This is a genomic window from Streptomyces sp. SolWspMP-5a-2, from assembly GCF_900091845.1.
Lineage (GTDB): Bacteria > Actinomycetota > Actinomycetes > Streptomycetales > Streptomycetaceae > Streptomyces > Streptomyces doudnae.
This window is the reverse complement of sequence record NZ_FMCI01000118.1, coordinates 1-17,232: the sequence shown is the minus strand read 5'-3', so window position 1 is coordinate 17,232 and position 17,232 is coordinate 1. Positions and strand designations below refer to the sequence as shown.

19 protein-coding genes are annotated in these 17,232 nt (G+C 73.3%); 10 read left to right on the top strand and 9 right to left on the bottom strand.

Features of this window, described 5'->3' with window-relative positions:
* Positions 1 to 155 precede the first annotated feature (155 nt).
* The 3 genes from GA0115242_RS11785 to GA0115242_RS11775 all read left to right on the top strand — a co-directional run bounded on the left by GA0115242_RS11785 (position 156) and on the right by GA0115242_RS11775 (position 3,341).
* A complete protein-coding gene (locus tag GA0115242_RS11785; RefSeq protein WP_370672271.1) occupies positions 156 to 1,793 on the top strand; it encodes a S1C family serine protease in 1,638 nt (545 codons plus the stop codon).
* A gap of 198 nt (positions 1,794 to 1,991) precedes the next feature.
* Positions 1,992 to 2,432 carry a sec-independent translocase gene (locus GA0115242_RS11780; RefSeq protein ID WP_093827412.1) on the top strand — a complete coding sequence of 147 codons (441 nt, stop codon included), beginning with the start codon at positions 1,992 to 1,994 and terminating at the stop codon, positions 2,430 to 2,432.
* Between the two features lie 225 nt (positions 2,433 to 2,657).
* A complete protein-coding gene (locus tag GA0115242_RS11775) occupies positions 2,658 to 3,341 on the top strand; it encodes a hypothetical protein (RefSeq protein ID WP_107461402.1) in 684 nt (227 codons plus the stop codon).
* Between the two features lie 91 nt (positions 3,342 to 3,432).
* On the opposite strand, the gene GA0115242_RS11770 is transcribed toward GA0115242_RS11775, so the two are convergent.
* From GA0115242_RS11770 to GA0115242_RS11760, 3 genes are read right to left on the bottom strand one after another with little or no spacing between them, the layout of a single operon-like run.
* Positions 3,433 to 4,566 (bottom strand): Mrp/NBP35 family ATP-binding protein, encoded by a 1,134-nt coding sequence (locus GA0115242_RS11770; protein WP_093827410.1) that lies wholly within the window; start codon positions 4,564 to 4,566, stop codon positions 3,433 to 3,435.
* 43 nt (positions 4,567 to 4,609) lie between these two features.
* Positions 4,610 to 5,203 carry a DUF1003 domain-containing protein gene (locus tag GA0115242_RS11765; RefSeq protein ID WP_093827408.1) on the bottom strand — a complete coding sequence of 198 codons (594 nt, stop codon included), beginning with the start codon at positions 5,201 to 5,203 and terminating at the stop codon, positions 4,610 to 4,612.
* Positions 5,193 to 6,554 (bottom strand): magnesium transporter MgtE N-terminal domain-containing protein, encoded by a 1,362-nt coding sequence (locus GA0115242_RS11760; protein WP_093827406.1) that lies wholly within the window; start codon positions 6,552 to 6,554, stop codon positions 5,193 to 5,195. Before GA0115242_RS11760 ends, GA0115242_RS11765 begins: the two co-directional genes overlap by 11 nt.
* A 198-nt stretch (positions 6,555 to 6,752) precedes the next feature.
* On the opposite strand from GA0115242_RS11760, the gene GA0115242_RS11755 reads away from it, so the two are divergent.
* Positions 6,753 to 7,496, top strand: a complete 744-nt coding sequence (locus GA0115242_RS11755) for a hypothetical protein (RefSeq protein WP_093827404.1) — start codon at positions 6,753 to 6,755, stop codon at positions 7,494 to 7,496.
* A 24-nt stretch (positions 7,497 to 7,520) separates the two neighbouring features.
* Here the strand turns inward: GA0115242_RS11755 and GA0115242_RS11750 are convergent, their stop codons facing one another.
* Together GA0115242_RS11750 and GA0115242_RS11745 are read right to left on the bottom strand one after the other, a co-directional pair.
* Positions 7,521 to 8,048, bottom strand: a complete 528-nt coding sequence (locus GA0115242_RS11750; RefSeq protein WP_093827416.1) for a hypothetical protein — start codon at positions 8,046 to 8,048, stop codon at positions 7,521 to 7,523.
* 36 nt (positions 8,049 to 8,084) lie between these two features.
* The gene (locus tag GA0115242_RS11745; protein WP_093827402.1) at positions 8,085 to 9,203 is read right to left on the bottom strand and encodes a magnesium and cobalt transport protein CorA; all 1,119 of its coding nucleotides are present in this window, start codon (positions 9,201 to 9,203) and stop codon (positions 8,085 to 8,087) included.
* Between the two features lie 485 nt (positions 9,204 to 9,688).
* On the opposite strand from GA0115242_RS11745, the gene GA0115242_RS11740 reads away from it, so the two are divergent.
* Entirely contained in the window at positions 9,689 to 10,276 is a 588-nt protein-coding gene (locus GA0115242_RS11740; RefSeq protein WP_093827400.1) for a suppressor of fused domain protein, read from the top strand.
* A 37-nt stretch (positions 10,277 to 10,313) separates the two neighbouring features.
* On the opposite strand, the gene GA0115242_RS11735 is transcribed toward GA0115242_RS11740, so the two are convergent.
* On the bottom strand, positions 10,314 to 11,558 hold the full coding sequence (locus tag GA0115242_RS11735; protein WP_093827396.1) for an MFS transporter: 1,245 nt from the start codon (positions 11,556 to 11,558) through the stop codon (positions 10,314 to 10,316).
* A 190-nt stretch (positions 11,559 to 11,748) separates the two neighbouring features.
* On the opposite strand from GA0115242_RS11735, the gene GA0115242_RS11730 reads away from it, so the two are divergent.
* The 3 genes from GA0115242_RS11730 (at position 11,749) to GA0115242_RS11720 (ending at position 13,997) form a co-directional block, all read left to right on the top strand.
* Positions 11,749 to 12,390, top strand: a complete 642-nt coding sequence (locus GA0115242_RS11730) for a DUF6758 family protein (RefSeq protein WP_093827393.1) — start codon at positions 11,749 to 11,751, stop codon at positions 12,388 to 12,390.
* A gap of 89 nt (positions 12,391 to 12,479) precedes the next feature.
* Complete coding sequence (locus tag GA0115242_RS11725; RefSeq protein ID WP_093827391.1) at positions 12,480 to 13,337, top strand: PHP domain-containing protein; 858 nt, start codon at positions 12,480 to 12,482, stop codon at positions 13,335 to 13,337.
* 54 nt (positions 13,338 to 13,391) lie between these two features.
* A complete protein-coding gene (locus GA0115242_RS11720) occupies positions 13,392 to 13,997 on the top strand; it encodes a MarC family protein (RefSeq protein WP_093827390.1) in 606 nt (201 codons plus the stop codon).
* Positions 13,998 to 14,183: 186 nt separating this feature from the next.
* Here GA0115242_RS11720 and GA0115242_RS11715 read toward each other — a convergent pair whose 3' ends face one another.
* Positions 14,184 to 14,336 (bottom strand): hypothetical protein, encoded by a 153-nt coding sequence (locus GA0115242_RS11715; protein ID WP_093827387.1) that lies wholly within the window; start codon positions 14,334 to 14,336, stop codon positions 14,184 to 14,186.
* 172 nt (positions 14,337 to 14,508) lie between these two features.
* On the opposite strand from GA0115242_RS11715, the gene GA0115242_RS11710 reads away from it, so the two are divergent.
* Positions 14,509 to 15,408 (top strand): NYN domain-containing protein, encoded by a 900-nt coding sequence (locus GA0115242_RS11710; RefSeq protein ID WP_093827384.1) that lies wholly within the window; start codon positions 14,509 to 14,511, stop codon positions 15,406 to 15,408.
* A 31-nt stretch (positions 15,409 to 15,439) separates the two neighbouring features.
* Here the strand turns inward: GA0115242_RS11710 and GA0115242_RS11705 are convergent, their stop codons facing one another.
* Positions 15,440 to 16,276: an alpha/beta fold hydrolase gene (locus tag GA0115242_RS11705; RefSeq protein ID WP_093827382.1), complete on the bottom strand. Its 837-nt coding sequence runs from the start codon at positions 16,274 to 16,276 to the stop codon at positions 15,440 to 15,442.
* 161 nt (positions 16,277 to 16,437) lie between these two features.
* Positions 16,438 to 16,947, bottom strand: coding sequence for a hypothetical protein (locus GA0115242_RS11700; RefSeq protein ID WP_093827380.1), 510 nt, complete (start codon positions 16,945 to 16,947; stop codon positions 16,438 to 16,440).
* A gap of 29 nt (positions 16,948 to 16,976) precedes the next feature.
* Between GA0115242_RS11700 and GA0115242_RS11695 the strand changes: the two genes are divergently transcribed.
* A partial coding sequence (locus GA0115242_RS11695; protein WP_202555196.1) for a hypothetical protein occupies positions 16,977 to 17,232 on the top strand: 256 nt, incomplete at its 3' end.

Below are 17,232 nucleotides of genomic sequence, written 5' to 3'. Positions count from 1 at the left end.
CCCCGCCCGCGACGGCGCTCGAACCCCCGGCTGCGGTGCCCGCACCTCCGGCTGCCCCGCCCGCGCCGGTGCCCGAACCCCCGGCTGCGGTGCCCGCCACGGCGCCCGCACCTCCGGTCTCCGCGCCCGCGTCGCTGACCGCACCCACCGCCTCCGTGCCCGGCCCGGACCACGCACCCCCCGCCCCCACCCCGCCGGGAACGGCACCCGTGCCTCCTGTCTCCAGCTCGCCGGGAACGACGCCCGCACCCCCCGCCCCCACCCCGCCCGTCACTCCGGAGTCCCCTCACTCCGTTCCCCTCGGTGAGCCCGTGTCCGCCGGGGCCGGTGTCCCGGTCGGTACCCCATCGGCCCCTCCTGCCCCTTCTGCGGGCTTCTCCGGGCGTTTTGGGGGCTCGCGCGAATCCGACCCCCACGGCACCCCGTCCTGCGGTCAGCCGGGCCCCTGGGCCCCCGCGCAGCCGGGTGCCGAGCGCGGCACGACGGCTCCGCCGCAGCCCGCCTCCGTTCCCGCGCCCGCGGCCACCCCGGCCGCGGAGACCACCGACCCCGTGTCCGAGGGGGAGGCGGGAGCCCCGGGCGGGGCGGTCGATCCGTGGCGCACCTACGACCCCTGGGCCAAGGCCGCCGCCGGGCGGGCGTTCCAGCAGAACGGCGCGGCCGTCGAGAGCACGGGGCAGCGGCGCCGCAGGGTGCGCCGGGCGCTGGTCGGCGGGGCCGTCGCGCTCGCGCTGGTGTCCGGCGTCGGCGGCGGGATCGTCGGCGCGTACCTGGAGCGCAACGGCGGACTCGGCGACATCGTGCTGCCGCAGGCGTCGGCGGAGCCCGCCGGGCGCGATCCGGACAGCGTCGCCGGGATCTCCGCCCGCGCCCTGCCCAGCGTCGTCACGCTGCACGTGGCCGGGTCCAAGGAGTCCGGCACCGGGACCGGGTTCGTGCTCGACGACCGCGGTCACATCCTCACCAACAACCACGTCGTCGAACCGGCCGGTTCCTCCGGGCGGATCGCGGTGACGTTCAACAGCGGCGACACCGCCAAGGCCACCGTCGTCGGCCGGGACAGCGGCTACGACCTCGCCGTGGTGAAGGTGACCGGCGTGCGCGGGATGAAGCCGCTGCCGCTCGGCAACTCCGACAACGTGCGGGTCGGCGACCCGGTGGTGGCCATCGGCGCCCCCTTCGACCTGGCGGGCACGGTCACCTCCGGGATCATCAGCGCCAAGGAGCGGCCCATCACGGCCGGCGCGCAGCGCGCGGGAAGCGACGTCTCCTACGTGGACGCCCTCCAGACCGACGCCCCGATAAACCCCGGCAACTCCGGCGGCCCCCTGCTGGACTCGCGGGCCCGGGTGATCGGCATCAACTCCGCGATCCGCTCGGCGGACGGCGGCGCCGACGCGGAGACCGGGCAGTCCGGTTCCATCGGGCTCGGTTTCGCCATACCGGTCAACCAGGCCAAGCGGGTCGCCGAGGAGCTGATCAACACCGGCCGCGCCACCCACCCGGTGATCGGGGTCACCCTCGACATGAACTACGGCGGCGACGGCGCCCGGGTGGCCGCCCACGGCAACGAGGGCGACCCGGCCGTCACCGAGGACGGGCCGGGCGCCCGCGCGGGCATCGAGCCGGGCGACGTCATCACCGAGGTCGACGGCCGCGCCGTCCACACCGGTGAGGAGCTGATCGTCAAGACCCGGGCCCACCGGCCGGGCGACCACCTGGAGCTGACCGTCGTCAGGGCCGGGAAGGAGCGCACGGTGACGCTGGTGCTCGGGTCGTCGCACGGCGGCTGACCACCCGGCGGGGCCGTGGCCGCGGCGCCCGGGGGAGGCCACAGGGCCGCCCCCGCGGACGGCCGTATCCCGCCCCCTCGGGGCGGTACCGGTCCCACCGCATCGCCGGGTACCGTGGATCCGGCCCGGACCACGGAGGACCCGCACGACCACAGAGGGCCGAGGGCCGAGGACCGAGGACATCGCAAGGAGCTTCAGGTGTTCAATGACATAGGACCGCTCGAGCTGGTGACGCTTGTCGTCCTCGCCGTGCTCATCTTCGGTCCGGACAAGCTCCCGAAGCTCATCCAGGACGTCACGCGGACCATCCGCAAGATCCGCGAGTTCTCCGAGAGCGCGAAGCAGGACATACGGCAGGAACTCGGCCCGGAGTTCAAGGACTTCGAGTTCGAGGACCTCAACCCCAAGACGTTCATCCGCAAGCAGCTGGACAACGACGAGCTGGGGCTCAAGGAGATCCGCAACGGCTTCGACCTGAAGAAGGAGATGGCCGAGGTCACGGACGCGGTGCACAGCCGCGAGTCCGACACGCCGTCACCTGCCGCGCCGCCGTCGACCGGGTCCACCGGCGGCCGCGTCGACATGACCAAGAAGCCCGAGCCCGACGAGCGGCCGCCCTACGACCTGGACGCCACCTGATCCGGACGTCCCCGCGGGTCTGACGCGTCGTACGTGACGCGTTTCATACGCCGGGGCGCCCGCCATACGGCCTGAACCCGCCCTCCGCGAGAGTCACGCGCCGGGCGGTTTCCCTGCTGCGCGCGGCCGGGTGGCTATGCTGCCGAGTTGTTGTGCGGACCGGACGAGTGCGCCCGAAGGGGGGCGGGCCGCCCCGGTCCGACGAGAGCGAGGAGGCGTCCGGGCATGGAGACGACGAGTAGTGCAGTCGCGCAGGCGTCGGCCGCGGAGGGCAGACAGGGGGGACGCCCGTCCCCCTCCGCCCGGCGTACGGTCGACGGTTATCTGGAGGCGCCCTTCTCCTGGTACGGCCTCGACGAGGCGTTCACCGGGCCGCGGTGGCTGATGCAGGTCGGCACGGCGGCCGACGGGGCCGTCGAGCACGGGTCGGTCGGCCACGGCGACGAACCGTCCGTGAAGAACGAGTTCGCGGCCCAGGGCGGCGCCGACGCCAAGGAGAAGTTCGCGGTCGTCGTGACGGTCGCCGCCCACCCGTCCCGGCGCAGCGCCGACGGCACCGGGCTGCTGGAGGCCACGTCGGTCTCGTCGGCCGCCTGGCTGGCCGGGGTGGGGCTGCTGTCCGCCACCTGGCCCGGACAGATGGACCACAGCCTGCGCGACGACTGGCTCGACCAGCAGACCGAGACGGCGTGGGCGCTCGCCGACGACCTGGAGGGTGCCGACTGGTCCACCCTCTCGCTGCCGGTGGACGGCGTGCCGACGCCGTTCCACTACCGCGAGTCCGAGTTCGGCTGGGTCCTCGCCGGGTCCACCCAGGCGGGTGTGCACCTGGGCGCCTACGGGCGCGGTCTGAGCGTGTACGGGCTCGGGTTCGCCGTGGTCAAGGACCTCGGCGACTACACGGCGTAGAGCGGACCACCGGGGGCGCCGTCCGACGGCGCCCCGGACGGACGCGGTACCGCCCGCGGGGCGCGGGAACAGGGTTCCCGCGCCGCGCCCGTCAGAACTTGTTGCGCGGGGTGATCCCCAGCGACAGCCCCGCGAGGCCCCGCTGCCGTCCGCCGAGCTTGCCCGCGATGCCGCGCAGGGCCGCGCCCGCCGGGGAGTCGGGGGCCGCCAGGACGACCGGCTCGCCGTCGTCGCCGCCCTCGCGCAGCCGCAGGTCGATCGGGATGGCGCCGAGGACCGGGACCGAGGTGCCGGTGGTGCGCGACAGGCCGTCGGCGACGAGCTGGCCGCCGCCGGTGCCGAAGACGTCGACCATCTCGTCGCAGTGCGGGCAGGGCAGGCCCGACATGTTCTCGACCACGCCGACGATCTTCTGATGGGTCTGGACGGCGATCGAACCGGCCCGCTCGGCGACCTCGGCGGCGGCCTGCTGGGGCGTCGTCACGACCAGGATCTCGGCGTTCGGGACGAGCTGGGCGACCGAGATCGCGATGTCGCCGGTGCCGGGCGGCAGGTCGAGCAGGAGGACGTCCAGGTCGCCCCAGTACACGTCCGCGAGGAACTGCTGGAGCGCCCGGTGCAGCATCGGGCCGCGCCAGACGACCGGGGCGTTGCCCGGCGTGAACATGCCGATCGAGATGACCTTCACGCCGTGCGCGGACGGCGGCATGATCATGTTCTCGACCTGGGTGGGACGGCCCTCGGCGCCCAGCATGCGGGGCACGCTGTGGCCGTAGATGTCGGCGTCGACCACGCCCACCTTGAGACCGTCGGCCGCCATCGCCGCCGCCAGGTTCACCGTCACCGAGGACTTGCCGACGCCGCCCTTGCCGGAGGCGACCGCGTAGACGCGGGTGAGGCTGCCCGGCTTGGCGAACGGCACCTCGCGCTCGGCCTGGCCGCCGCGCAGCGCCGACGCCAGCTCCTTGCGCTGCTCGTCGCTCATCACGTCCAGCTCGACGTCCACCCGGGTGACGCCCTCGACCCGGGCGACCGCGTCCGTCACCCGCTGGGTGATGGTGTCCCGCATGGGGCAGCCGGAGACCGTCAGGTACACGGCGACCGCGACCGCTCCGTCCGCACCGATCTCCACCGATTTGACCATCCCGAGTTCGGTGATGGGACGGTTGATCTCGGGGTCGTTCACCGTCGACAGCGCCTCGCGCACCGCGTCTTCCGTAGCCATAAGGACGATGGTACGGCGCCGGACCACGCCCCCGGGCGGTCCGTCAGCGGTCGTCTGCGTCACGTCCGCGGGACCGGTCGGCCGAGGGCGCGACGGCCTCCCGCTCGCCGCCGCGCGCCTCCTCCAGCTCCCTCACCAGGTCCTGGAGCTCGGAGCGGATCCAGTCCCGGGTGGCCACCTCGCCCAGGCCGACGCGGAGCGCGGCGATCTCGCGGGTCAGGTACTCGGTGTCGGCGATCGAGCGCTCGTTCTGCTTGCGGTCCTGCTCCAGGTTGACCCGGTCCCGGTCGTCCTGCCGGTTCTGCGCCAGCAGGATCAGCGGCGCCGCGTAGGACGCCTGGAGGGAGAGCATCAGGGTCAGGAAGATGAACGGGTACTGGTCGAAGCGCAGGTCGCGGGGCGCGGCCACGTTCCACAGCACCCACACCACGATCGCGACCGTCATCCAGACGATGAACCGCCCGGTGCCCAGGAACCGCGCGATCCGCTCCGACATGCGGCCGAACGCCTCCGGGTCCCACTCCGGCAGCAGCCTGCGGCGGCGCGGGCGCGGCTGGTCGAGGCGGGCGCGCGGGCGGGACGTGGCGGTGGCCCCGCCCGGAGCGCGCTCGCGGCCGGTCTCCCGCTCAGGGGCCATGAGTGTCCGCCCCCTCGCCGCTGTCCCGGACCGGATCGCGGTCGTCGCCGTCGCCGTCGTCGTACGCGGCCCCGGGCCCGTCGTCGTCCTCGTCGAGGTGGAACTCGGTCTCCCGCCAGTCGTCGGGCAGCAGGTGGTCGAGGACGTCGTCGACGGTCACCGCGCCGAGCAGCGCCCCCGCCTCGTCCACGACGGGCGCCGCGACCATGTCGTAGGTCGCGAAGAACCCGGCGACGGCGGGCAGCGCCGCGTCCGGCGCCAGCGGCTTGAGGTCCTGGTCGAGGATCGAGCTGACCAGCGTGTACGGCGGGTCGCGCAGCAGCCGCTGGAAGTGCACGGTGCCCAGGTACTTGCCGGTCGGGGTGTCGTCGGGCGGACGGCAGACGTAGACCTGCGCGGCGAGCGCGGGGGAGAGGTCGGCGTTGCGGACCCGGGCGAGGGCGTCGGCGACGGTGGCGTCCGGGCGCAGCACGATCGGCTCGGTCGTCATCAGACCGCCGGCCGTGTGCTCCTCGTAGGACATCAGCCGCCGCATGTCGGCCGCGTCGGAGGGCTGCATCAGGCTCAGCAGGCGCTCCTTGTCGACCTCGGGCAGCTCGCGCAGCAGGTCGGCCGCGTCGTCCGGGTCCATGGCCTCCAGGACGTCCGCCGCGCGCTCCTCCTTGAGCTTGCCGAGGACCTCGATCTGGTCGTCCTCCGGCAGCTCCTCCAGGACGTCCGCCAGCCGGTCGTCGTCGAGGGCGGCGGCGACCTCGGCGCGGCGCTTGGGGGAGAGGTGGTGCAGCACGTTGGCGAGGTCGGCCGGGCGCAGCTTCTCGAAGGTGGCGAGCAGGTTCTCGGCGCCCTGCCCGTGCTCGTCCAGGGAGAAACCGCTGACCGCGGACCACCCGACGGTCAGCGTCTCGCCCTTGGCCCGCCGGAAGGCGCCGCCCTTGCGGCCCTTGCGCACGAAGACCCGGTCGACCTCCCAGTCCCTGCGGGCCGGGAGCTGGCGCACGGACAGGTCCAGGACGGTGACCTCCTCGCCGCTCTCCGCGAGCACCACCCGCCGGTCGAGCAGCTCGCCGAAGACCAGCCGCTCGGTGGGCCGCTGCTCGAACCGCCGGACGTTGAGCACCCCGGTGGAGATGACCTGGCCCGACTCCACGCCGGTGACCCGCGTCATGGGCAGGAAGATCCGGCGGCGGCTGGTCAGTTCGACGACCAGGCCGAGCACCCGGGGCGGCCGGTTGCCGACCCGCAGCACCACGACCACGTCACGGACCCGGCCCACCGCGTCGCCGTTCGGATCGAAGACGGCGATGTCGGAGAGGTGCGAGACGAAGACCCGGGAAGGGGCGCCCGTTGCCATGCCCGCGCCTCCTCGTACGACGGTGTTGCGTGATGCGTTCCTTTTCCGAATTGCCCGCTCGGATGGGCTTCAGGCTAGCCCGTCCCGATCGGATCCGCGCAGGTGGGGCTCGGCCAGGACTGGGTCCGCCGGGCGTGTGCGCCCCCGGTACGCTGCCGTACGCCGCTTGGGTCATTCGACGGAAAGGCAGCAGTACCTGTGTCTGCGATCTCCCTGGGCCGTATCCGCAGGACCGCGCGCACGGGGGCCGTCTGCGCCCTGGTCCTGACGGGGCTGCTGGCGGGGTGCGCCGAGGACCCCGACGCGGGGACCAACGGGGTGGGGAAGCTGCCCGCCGAGCAGATCCAGCGCCGGACGCGGGCCGCCGCCGAGGCCGCGGACACCGTGCGGCTCGCCGGTGACGTCGTCACCAACGGGCGCACCTACCGACTCGACATGCGCCTGTCGGCGGAGGGCGCGAGCGGCTCGGTCACCTCGAAGGGGGTCGCGTTCGGGCTCCTGCGGGTCGGCGAGCACCTCTACGTGAAGGCCGACGCCGGCTTCTGGAGCCACGCCGAGGACGGCAAGGGCGGCGACACCGACGCGGCGGGCAAGCTCGACGGCAAGTACGTGAAGGTGCCGCAGGGCGACCCGGCGTACAAGAAGTTCAGCGGCTTCACCGAGAAGGACGTCCTGCTCGACGGGCTGCTGACGCTGCACGGCTCGCTGGCGACCGACGGCCACCACGAGCAGTCGGGCACCCGCACCATCCGGGTCACCGGCGACAAGGGCTCGGGCGGCACCCTGGACGTCTCCCTGGAGGGCAAGCCGTATCCGCTGCGCCTGGAGCGCGCGGGCGACGCGGGCACCCTCACCTTCTCGTCCTGGGGCGCCGCGGTGGCCCTGGAGGAACCGAAGGAGAGCGAGACGGTGGACTACGGCAAGCAGCTCCCGACGTCCTGACGGGGCGCCGGGCGGGTCGGCCGGTCAGCCGCGGCGGCCCTTCCGCTTCCGTCCGCGCTTCAGCAGCAGGCGCGGCAGTCCCGCCGGGACCGGCTCGCGGGTGGTCGCGGGCGACGGCAGCGGCGGCGCGGCCAGCGATCCGCCGGGCGGCGGCGTCGTCACCCCCGTCGGCTCCAGGCGCAGCACCCGGCACTCGCGTGCCCAGCGGCCCGGCATCGCCTCGCCGTCCGGCGCGTTGAGCCGCTTGCCCTTCAGCTCGGCGACCGTCGCCTCCCAGGCGTCCGTGCCCGGCGTGAGCGCGACGACCGTCGCCGACCAGGTCACCAGCCGGCCGCCCTTGTCCTTGCTGCGCACGGTCACCTCGGCGGGGCCGCCGTCGGTCAGCGCGGGCAGCGGCTGTTCGCCGGGGCCGTCGCCGACCAGGCAGACCGCGCCCTCGTGCCAGACGTGCCACAGCGGCCGGGACGGTCCGGCGGGGCCCGTGACCCAGACGAGGCCGGACTTCTTGGCGGCCTCCTCGACCAGGGCCCGGTCAAGCTGCTCGCCGGTCAGCGCAGGTGTCATGAGGGGCAGCCTACCGACGCGCCGTCACAGCCAGCCGTTGCGCTTGAGGGTGCGGTGGATGCCGACGCAGAGGGAGACCATGACGCCCATGACCACCGGGTAGCCGTAGCGCCAGTGCAGCTCGGGCATGTGGTCGAAGTTCATGCCGTACACCCCGCACACCATCGTCGGGACGGCGATGATCGCGGCCCACGAGGTGATCTTCCGCATGTCCTCGTTCTGCGCGACGGACGCCTGGGCGAGGTTGGCCTGCAGGATGGAGTTGAGGAGTTCGTCGAAGCCCACGACCTGCTCCTGGACCCGGGCGAGGTGGTCGGCGACGTCCCGGAAGTACTTCTGGATGTCCGGGTCGACCAGCCGCATCGGCCGCTCCGACAGCAGCTGCATCGGCCGCAGCAGCGGCGACACCGCGCGCTTGAACTCCAGCACCTCGCGCTTGAGCTGGTAGATCCGCGCCGAGTCGACACCGCGCGAGACCCCGCCCCTGCGCCCCGGCGAGAACACCTCCGTCTCCACCTCGTCGATGTCGTCCTGGACGGCGTCGGCGACCGCGATGTAACCGTCGACGACGTGGTCGGCGATGGCGTGCAGCACGGCCGAGGGGCCCTTGGCGAGCAGCTCGGGGTCGTCCTGGAGCCGGTGGCGCAGCGCGCGCAGGGAGCCCTGGCCGCCGTGCCGGACGGTGATGAAGAAGTCCCGGCCGGTGAAGCACATGACCTCGCCGGTCTCGACGACCTCGCTGTTGGCGGTGAGGCGGTCGTGCTCGACGTAGTGGATGGTCTTGAAGACGGTGAAGAGGGAGTCGTCGTAGCGCTCCAGCTTGGGCCGCTGGTGGGCCTGGACGGCGTCCTCCACGGCCAGCGGGTGCAGCCCGAACTCGCTCGCGATGCCGGAGAATTCGGCCTCCGTGGGCTCGTGCAGGCCGATCCACACGAAGCCGCCGTCCCGGCGCACCTGGCGCATCGCCTCGCGCGGGGTGAGCGGCGCGGCCGTCACGACACGGGAGCCGTCGCGGTAGACGGCGCAGTCGACCACCGCCGACGGCGTACCGGGGTCGCGGGTGGTGTCGTAGGAGGAGGCGTCCTTGCGCAGCGAGGCGCGGGACGGGCGGACCGCGGCGCGCAGGTCACGGATCATCGACATGGCGGGCTCCTTCGTGAAGCGAGCGGCAAGCGACGAACGCCGGGTACGACGGCTGGAACTGCCCGGAATGGGGACGTCCTGACTGCGGAGGTGCGGCACGTCCACAAAGCGGGGAGCACCGCACCGTCGCGGTGGCGCGCTTCGTCACTGATGCGGATCGAACGGATCAGGCGGATCAGGCAAAACGAGACGAAGGGATCTTCCGAGAGAAGAATCGCGACGGGGCGCGAACCCGGGAGGCGGCAGCCGGTCCGAGCGGGAGCGGCGGTGTCAGCGGGCGGAAGATCGGGTGGTACTGCACGATCGACTTCGATCCATCGCAGCCCCACCTCCTCCGGCCGGTCCCCCGTGGGGGAGTTCCATCGGCGTCGGAGCCTGATCGCGACGCTTCAGCGTGCTGCCCCGAACCACCGGGCAAGGGTAACAGTCGAAGAGAGACCCAAGGCGCCGCTTTACCCGCTACTGGCGAGTTCTATGCTCACGGCATGGTTGAAGTTCTTCCCCTGGTCGAGGCGCGGCTGCGCACCGCGCTGGGCGAGCCGGACGCGCGCGCCGCGGTCACCTTCCTCGGCACCGACCGCGTCGAGGTGCTGCGCTTCCAGGAGCGGGACGTCGTCCGCTACGCCACCCTCGGCATGTCGGCCCACCCGATGACGGACCCCACCGCGATGCTGGCCGACCCGGTCGCCGGGCCGCGCGCCGAGCTGGTCCTCTCGGTCAGGGCCGGGGTCGCCGACACCGACAAGGCGCTCCGTCCGCTCGCCGTGCTGGCCGCCTCGCCGCAGGTCGAGGGTCTGGTGGTGGCGCCGGGCGCCTCCCTGGACGTCGGCGAACCGCTGTGGCCGGGCGCCCCGTTCACCTCGGTCCTGGTCGCCGAGCCGGGCGGTCTGGTCGAGGACCTGGAGCTGGACGCGCCCCTGGACCCGGTCCGGTTCCTGCCGCTGCTGCCGATGACCCCGAACGAGGCCGCCTGGAAGCGGGTGCACGGCGCGCAGGCCCTCCAGGAGCGCTGGCTGACGCACGGGACCGACCTCCGGGACCCGGCCAGGAGATCCGTCCCGCTCGACGGATGAGACGTGAGCAAGCTCACCGGCGCGCCGCCCGCGCGGGTCAGCCGGCGAAGACGGTGACGCCGTCCTCGGTGGCGTGCCGGGGCTCCAGCTCCTCGGCCCGGTGGGTGAGCGCCCGCCGCCGCACCACGACCACGGCGGCGCCGAGCACCGCGGTGACGGCGGCGACCACGAACGGCATGTGGACGTCGCTCCACTCCTCGATCTTCGGCGCGAAGAACGGCGCGGCGGCCGCGGCGAACCAGCGCACGAAGTTGTACCCGGCGCTCGCCACCGGCCGCGGCGCGTCCGAGACGCCCAGGGCCAGCTCGGTGTAGACGGTGTTGTTCACGCCGATGAAGGCGCCGGACAGGACCGTGCACACGACCGCCGCGGTGTGGCCGCCGTAGCCGAGCACCAGCACGTCGGCCGCGAGCAGCAGCAGCGAGCCGCCGAGCACCTTCAGCGAGCCGAACCGCGCCTGGAGCCGGGGCGCCACGAAGACCGAGAAGACGGCGAGGAGCACGCCCCAGGCGAAGAACACCGCGCCGGACCGGTAGGGGCTCATGTCCAGGACGAACGGGGTGAAGGCCAGGACCGTGAAGAACGTGTAGTTGTAGAAGAACGACGAGGCGGCGGCCGAGGCGAGCCCGCCGTGGCCGAGCGCCCTGATCGGGTCGAGCAGCGCCGTGCGGCGCGCGGGCATCGGCTGTTCCTTGAGGAACACCGTGATGCACAGGAAGCCGACGGCCATCAGGAACGCGGTGCCGAAGAAGGGGTAGCGCCAGCTCGCGTCGCCGAGGAGCGCGCCCAGCAGCGGTCCGCAGGCCATGCCGAGGCCGAGGGCGGACTCGTAGAGCAGGATCGCCGCCGCGCTGCCCCCGGCCGCCGCGCCGACGATCACCGCGAGGGCGGTCGACACGAACAGCGCGTTGCCCAGGCCCCAGCCCGCCCGGAAGCCGACGAGTTCGCCGACCGAGCCCGAGGTGCCGGCCAGTCCGGCGAAGACGACCACCAGGGCGAGCCCGAGCAGCAGGGTCCTGCGGCCGCCGATGCGGCTGGAGACGAAGCCGGTGACCAGCATCGCCAGGGCGGTGATCAGGAAGTACGAGGTGAACAGGAGGGAGACCTGGCTCGCCGTGGCGTCCAGGCCCTTGGCGATGGACGGCAGGATCGGGTCGACGAGCCCGATCCCCATGAAGGCGACGACGGAGGCCCCGGCCGTCGCCCACACCGCCTTCGGCTGCCGCAGGATGCCGCCCGCTCCCGCGTCGAAGGGGTCTTCCGTGCCGTCTCCTGTCCGCATGGCGCTGTCTCCCGTCGTCACTGCCGTCCCCGGCCCCAAGGATGGTTGGTAATTACACACAGTAGATTAGATTAGCTAACTAATGCAAGCTACATCTACTTTCTCGGGGTCGGCTCCGGTTGGTGACCCGGCGGTCCGGACGGGTGATCGTCCTTGACGCGGCGGTTCGAGGGTAGGACCGTGGGGCTCTATGAGGGGCGAACCCAGTTGCCCGAAGTGCGGTGGCCGGGTCAGGGCTCCCGGACTCTTCGCCGATTCCTGGCAGTGCGCCGTGCACGGGACGGTGCATCCGCTCCAGCCCGTGATCCCGCCCAGCGTCGAGGCCCTCGAGGTCGTGGTGCGCCGCACCCAGGTGCCCGTGTGGATGCCCTGGCCCCTGCCGGTCGGCTGGCTGTTCACCGGCGTCGGCTGCGCGGGCGACGACCGCAGCGGCGGACGCGCCACCGCGGTCGCCTGCTCGGGACCCGGGCCGCTCGGCGGCGCGGGCGAGCTGATCCTCGTCGCCGAGGAGCTGGGCGTCGGACTCGGCGCGCGCTACGCCGGCCTCGACGCCCCCGACCCCGGGCCCTACCTGGACGTGGAGAAACCCCCCGAGGCCAAGGTGCTCGCCGCCGGACGGCCCACCCCGCTCTGGCACGTCGCCGGGGCACCGGCCGACCGGGCCGTCTTCGCCGGTGAGGCGCTCGGCCTGTGGGTGTGGGCCGTGGTCTGGCCCGAGCAGTCGGGGCTGCTGATGTACGACGAACTCGTCCTGACCGACCTGCGGGACGCGGGCGCGGAGATCGACCTGGTGCCCTGCGGCGCGCTCTCCCCGAGGCTGCTCGCGCCGTAGCCAGGGCCCGGGGGAGTGGGCGGGGCGGCCGGAAGCGATCGGTATGCTGAAGCGTCCCCCTTCGCTCCCGTCCGTCCTGGAGTTCCGTCGTGCGCATCGACCTGCACACCCACTCCACGGCGTCCGACGGGACCGACACCCCCGCCGAGCTGGTGCGCAACGCCGCCGCCGCGGGGCTCGACGTCGTCGCGCTGACCGACCACGACACCACCCGGGGCCACGCCGAGGCCGCCGCCGCGCTGCCCGAGGGGCTCACCCTGGTCACCGGCGCCGAGCTGTCCTGCCGGGTCGGCGGGATCTCCATGCACCTGCTCGCCTACCTCTTCGACCCCGCCGAGCCCGCGCTGCTCGCCGAGCGCGAACTGGTCCGCGACGACCGGGTCCCGCGCGCCCAGGGCATGATCGCCAAGCTCAACGCGCTGGACGTGCCGGTCAGTTGGGAGCAGGTGCGGCGGATCGCGGGGGACGGCTCGGTGGGGCGCCCGCACATCGCCACCGCCCTCGTCGAGCTGGGCGTCGTCCCGTCCGTGGACGCCGCCTTCACCGCCGAGTGGCTCGCGGACGGCGGCCGGGCCCACATGGACAAGCACGAGACCGACCCCTTCGAGGCGATCCGGCTGGTCAAGGCCGCGGGCGGGGTCACCGTCTTCGCCCACCCGGGGGCCGCCAAACGCGGACGCACCGTGCCCGAGCCGGTGATCGCCGAGCTGGCCGCCGCCGGTCTCGACGGCATCGAGGCCGACCACATGGACCACGACCCGGACACCCGGGCGCGGCTGCGCGGCCTCGCGAAGGAGCTGGGGCTGCTGGCCACCGGGTCGAGCGATTACCACGGCAGCCGCAAGACGTGCGTGCTCGGCGAGAACGTCACCGACCCCGAGGTCTACGGCGAGATCGTCCGCCGGGCCACCGGGGCGTTCCCGGTGCCGGGGACCGGCGGAGCCTGAGTCCCGCCCCGCCCGCACGAACCACACTCCTCACTCCCGCTAGGCCCTTCACCGATGTTCGACGTCGCCGTCTTCGGCTCGCTCTTCCTGACCCTCTTCGTGATCATGGATCCGCCCGGGATCACGCCGATCTTCCTCGCCCTGACCGCCGGACGCCCCGGCAAGGTGCAGAAGCGGATGGCCCTGCAGGCCGTCTGCGTGGCCGGCGGTGTGATCACCGTCTTCGGGCTGCTCGGCCACCAGATCCTCGACTACCTGCACGTCTCCGTGCCCGCGCTGATGATCGCGGGCGGGCTGCTGCTCCTGCTCATCGCCCTCGACCTGCTCACCGGCAAGAACGACGAGCCCCAGCAGACCAAGGACGTCAACGTCGCCCTGGTCCCGCTCGGCATGCCGCTGCTGGCCGGACCCGGTGCCATCGTCTCGGTCATCCTGGCCGTGCAGAAGGCGCACAGCGTGGCGACCCAGGTGTCGGTGTGGGCGGCGATCCTCGCGATCCACGTCGTGCTCTGGCTGGTGATGCGGTACTCGCTGCTGATCATCCGGGTCATCAAGGACGGCGGCGTGGTCCTGGTGACCCGGCTCGCGGGCATGATGCTCTCCGCGATCGCCGTCCAGCAGATCATCAACGGCGTGACCCAGGTGATCAAGGGCGCCTGAGCGCCGGATGTCGTATACACGAGGCCGCGCCCGCGCGAAGGCCCCGCGCACGCGAAGGCCCCGCACGGCGTGGTGCCGTACGGGGCCCTGAAGCTCTGGTCTTCGTCGTCCGTCGTCAGATGGTCAGCGGTCGTCGTCTTCGTCGTCGGTCGTGGGGGGTGGATGGTGTGCCGAGGTCCGGACGCGTCACGCGGCCGGGGTCTGTGCCGGTCGGATCCACAGGCGCTGTCCTACGGCGGCCGCCTGCTGCACGATCCTGTTGACGGAGGCGGCGTCCACGACGGTGCTGTCCACGGGCGTGCCGTCGACCTCGTCGAGTCGCATGATTTCGAAGCGCATGGCCTCTCCCTTCGTCCTGTTGTCTCTGTAGCAGTCAACGACTTGCACGTTACAAACATTCCCTACGCTAAAGAAAATTTTCGAACGACTAATTACTGACCGGTAAGACACTCGCGTGAGACTGACCGGGACCGGTTGTGTTCGCAGCGTGACCGCCGGGACAATGGGGGTGATGAACGACGACGAACTCGCGGTGTTGAACGCCCGCATCGACCGCACGAACGAGCTGCTCCAGCGCATGCTCGCCGAGGTGGCGAAGACGCCCTCGACGCATGCGATCTTCGTCGACGCGGGATACCTCTACGCCGCCGCGGGACGCCTCGTCGCCGGTACCGAGGACCGCCGCGCCTTCGACCTGGACGCCGAGGGATTGATCGAGGCGCTGATCGACAAGGCCCGCACGATCTTCGCCGACAGCAGGCTGCTGCGGGTCTACTGGTACGACGGCGCCCGGCGCCGCATCCACACCGCCGAGCAGCAGTCCATCGCCGAACTCCCCGACGTCAAGGTCAGGTTGGGCAACCTCAACGCCAACAACCAGCAGAAGGGCGTCGACTCGCTCATCCGCACCGACCTGGAGTCACTGGCCAGACACCGCGCGATCAGCGACGCGACCCTGCTCGGCGGCGACGAGGACCTGGTCTCCGCGGTCGAGGCCGCCCAGGGCTACGGCGCCCGCGTCCACCTCTGGGGCATCGAGGCGCCCGAGGGCCGCAACCAGGCCGAGCCGCTGCTCTGGGAGGTCGACAGCCAGCGCACCCTGGACCTCGACTTCTTCAAACCGTACGTCTCCCGCCGCACCGCCGCCCCGGCCTACGAGCCGACGGCGACCCGGCCCACCCGGGACAACGTCCGCTTCGTCGGCGCCCAGATCGCGGCGAAGTGGTTCGCGTCGCGCGGCCGGGAGACGCTGGGGGAGCTGCTGCCGGGCCACCCGTACCTGCCGGGCTCGGTGGACCAGGACCTGCTGGTCGAGGCGGAGGGCCTGCTCCAGTACTCGCTGCGCGGCCAGGCCGACCTCAGACGGGCCCTGCGCGACGGGTTCTGGGAACACCTCCAGACCCACTACTGAACCGGCCGTCCGCCTGGGGCGGTGCCGGAGGTCAACCGGCCGTGCCGTCCCAGAAGTCGGCGAGCGCGCGGGCCGTCTCGGCCGGGCGGTCGGTGTTGGGGGAGTGCTCCGCGCCCGCGACGACCGTCCGGCGCGCGTCCAGCCGCCGCGCCATGTCGTCGAGCAGCGGCACCGGCCAGGTGTCGTCCCGGGCCCCCGACAGCACGTGCAACGGCAGTGCCACGGCGGCCAGTTCGGCGACCCGGTCCGGCTCGACGCACAACTGGTGCCCGGTGGCCATGAGTTGAGCGGGCTTGTTGGCCAGCCAGCGCCGCCGCAGGTCCTCCTGGTCGTCAAGTCCCGAGTCGAGTCCGGCGGGTTCGCCCGTCGCCGTCTCCTCGGGCGCCTCCAGCGTCCGCATCGCCTCCCACACCTCGGCCAGGGTCATCACGGCGAGCGCGTCCCTGAGCAGCTTCACGCGCTGCCGCTGCGAGGGCGAGATCTCGGCGGGCCCCGACGACATCAGGGTGAGCGACCGGAACGGCGCCGCGTCCAGCAGGACGGCCGCACGGGCGATCTGCCCGCCGAGCGAGTGCCCGACCAGATGGACAGGGCCGCTGCCGAGCGCGGCGGCCTGCGCCAGCACGTCCCGCGCCAACTCGCCCTGCGCGTAAGCCGATTCGTCGCGCTCGGGGCCGTCGGACTCGTACTGGCCGCGCCCGTCGACGGCGACCGTGCGGTAGCCGCGCGCGGCGAGCGCGCCGTGCAGCGGGTGGAAGTCCTCCTTGCTGCCGGTGAACCCCGGCAGCAGCAGCGCGACCCCTCGCGGCTCCACCCCGGCGGCCACCGGCGACTCGACGACGGCGAACTCGCCGCGCGCGGTGGGCAGCGGGTGCGCGCGGGCACCGGGGGGCGGGGCGAAGCTGGGGGGCCGTGCTCATGGGGTGAGGCTATCCGGCCGCCGCCGGTGCCGCCCGGGGAGGGGCGCACAACGCCGAGGGCCCGGTCCACACGGGGTGGACCGGGCCCTCGGCGTCGAGCTGCGGAGGATCAGCCCTCCGTGGCCTCCACCGGAGCGGCGGCCTTGCGCGGCCTGCGCACCTTCGGCTTCTCCTCGGCACCCTCGGCGGCGACCGTGGCCGCGGCCTTGCGGGTCCGCCGGGGCTTCGCCTCGGTGGGCTCCTCGGCAGCCTGCGCCGGGATCTCGGCGGACGCGGCCGTCTTGCGGGTGCGGCGCGCCTTCGGCTTGGCCTCGGCGCCCTCCGCCGTGTCGGCGGCGGCCTCGGCGGCTGCGGCCGTCTTGCGGGTGCGGCGCGGCTTGACCTCCGCGGCCTCGGCCGATTCGGTCACCTCGGCGGTCTCCGGGGCGACGGCGGCCTTGCGGGTCCGGCGGCGGGGCTTCGCCTCGGCGGCCTCGGCCGTGTCGACGGCGGTCTCCGCGGCGGACGCCGCCTTGCGGGTCCGGCGCGCCTTGGCCTCGGGCTCCGGCGCCTCGACGGCGACCGGGACCTCGGCGACGGGCGCCGTGACGACGGGCGCCTCGACGACCGGTGCCGTCACGGCGGACGCCTCGGCGGCGGGGGGCCTGGGTGACGGCCGGCGTCTCCGCGAGCACCGTCCTGCTCTGCTCGGCGGACCTGCGGGTACGGCGACGGCGCGACCTGGCCGGCGTCTCCACGGTCTCGGCGGCGTCCTGGACGGGCGGCGCTTCCACCGCGGCGACCGCGGTCTCGGCCGCGACCGGCGCTGCCACCGGCTCGCCACCGCCGCCACGGGTGCGGCGACGGCGACGCGGGGTGCGGCCGCCCGCCGTCTCGTCGGTCACCGGTGCCGTCGTCGCCTCGG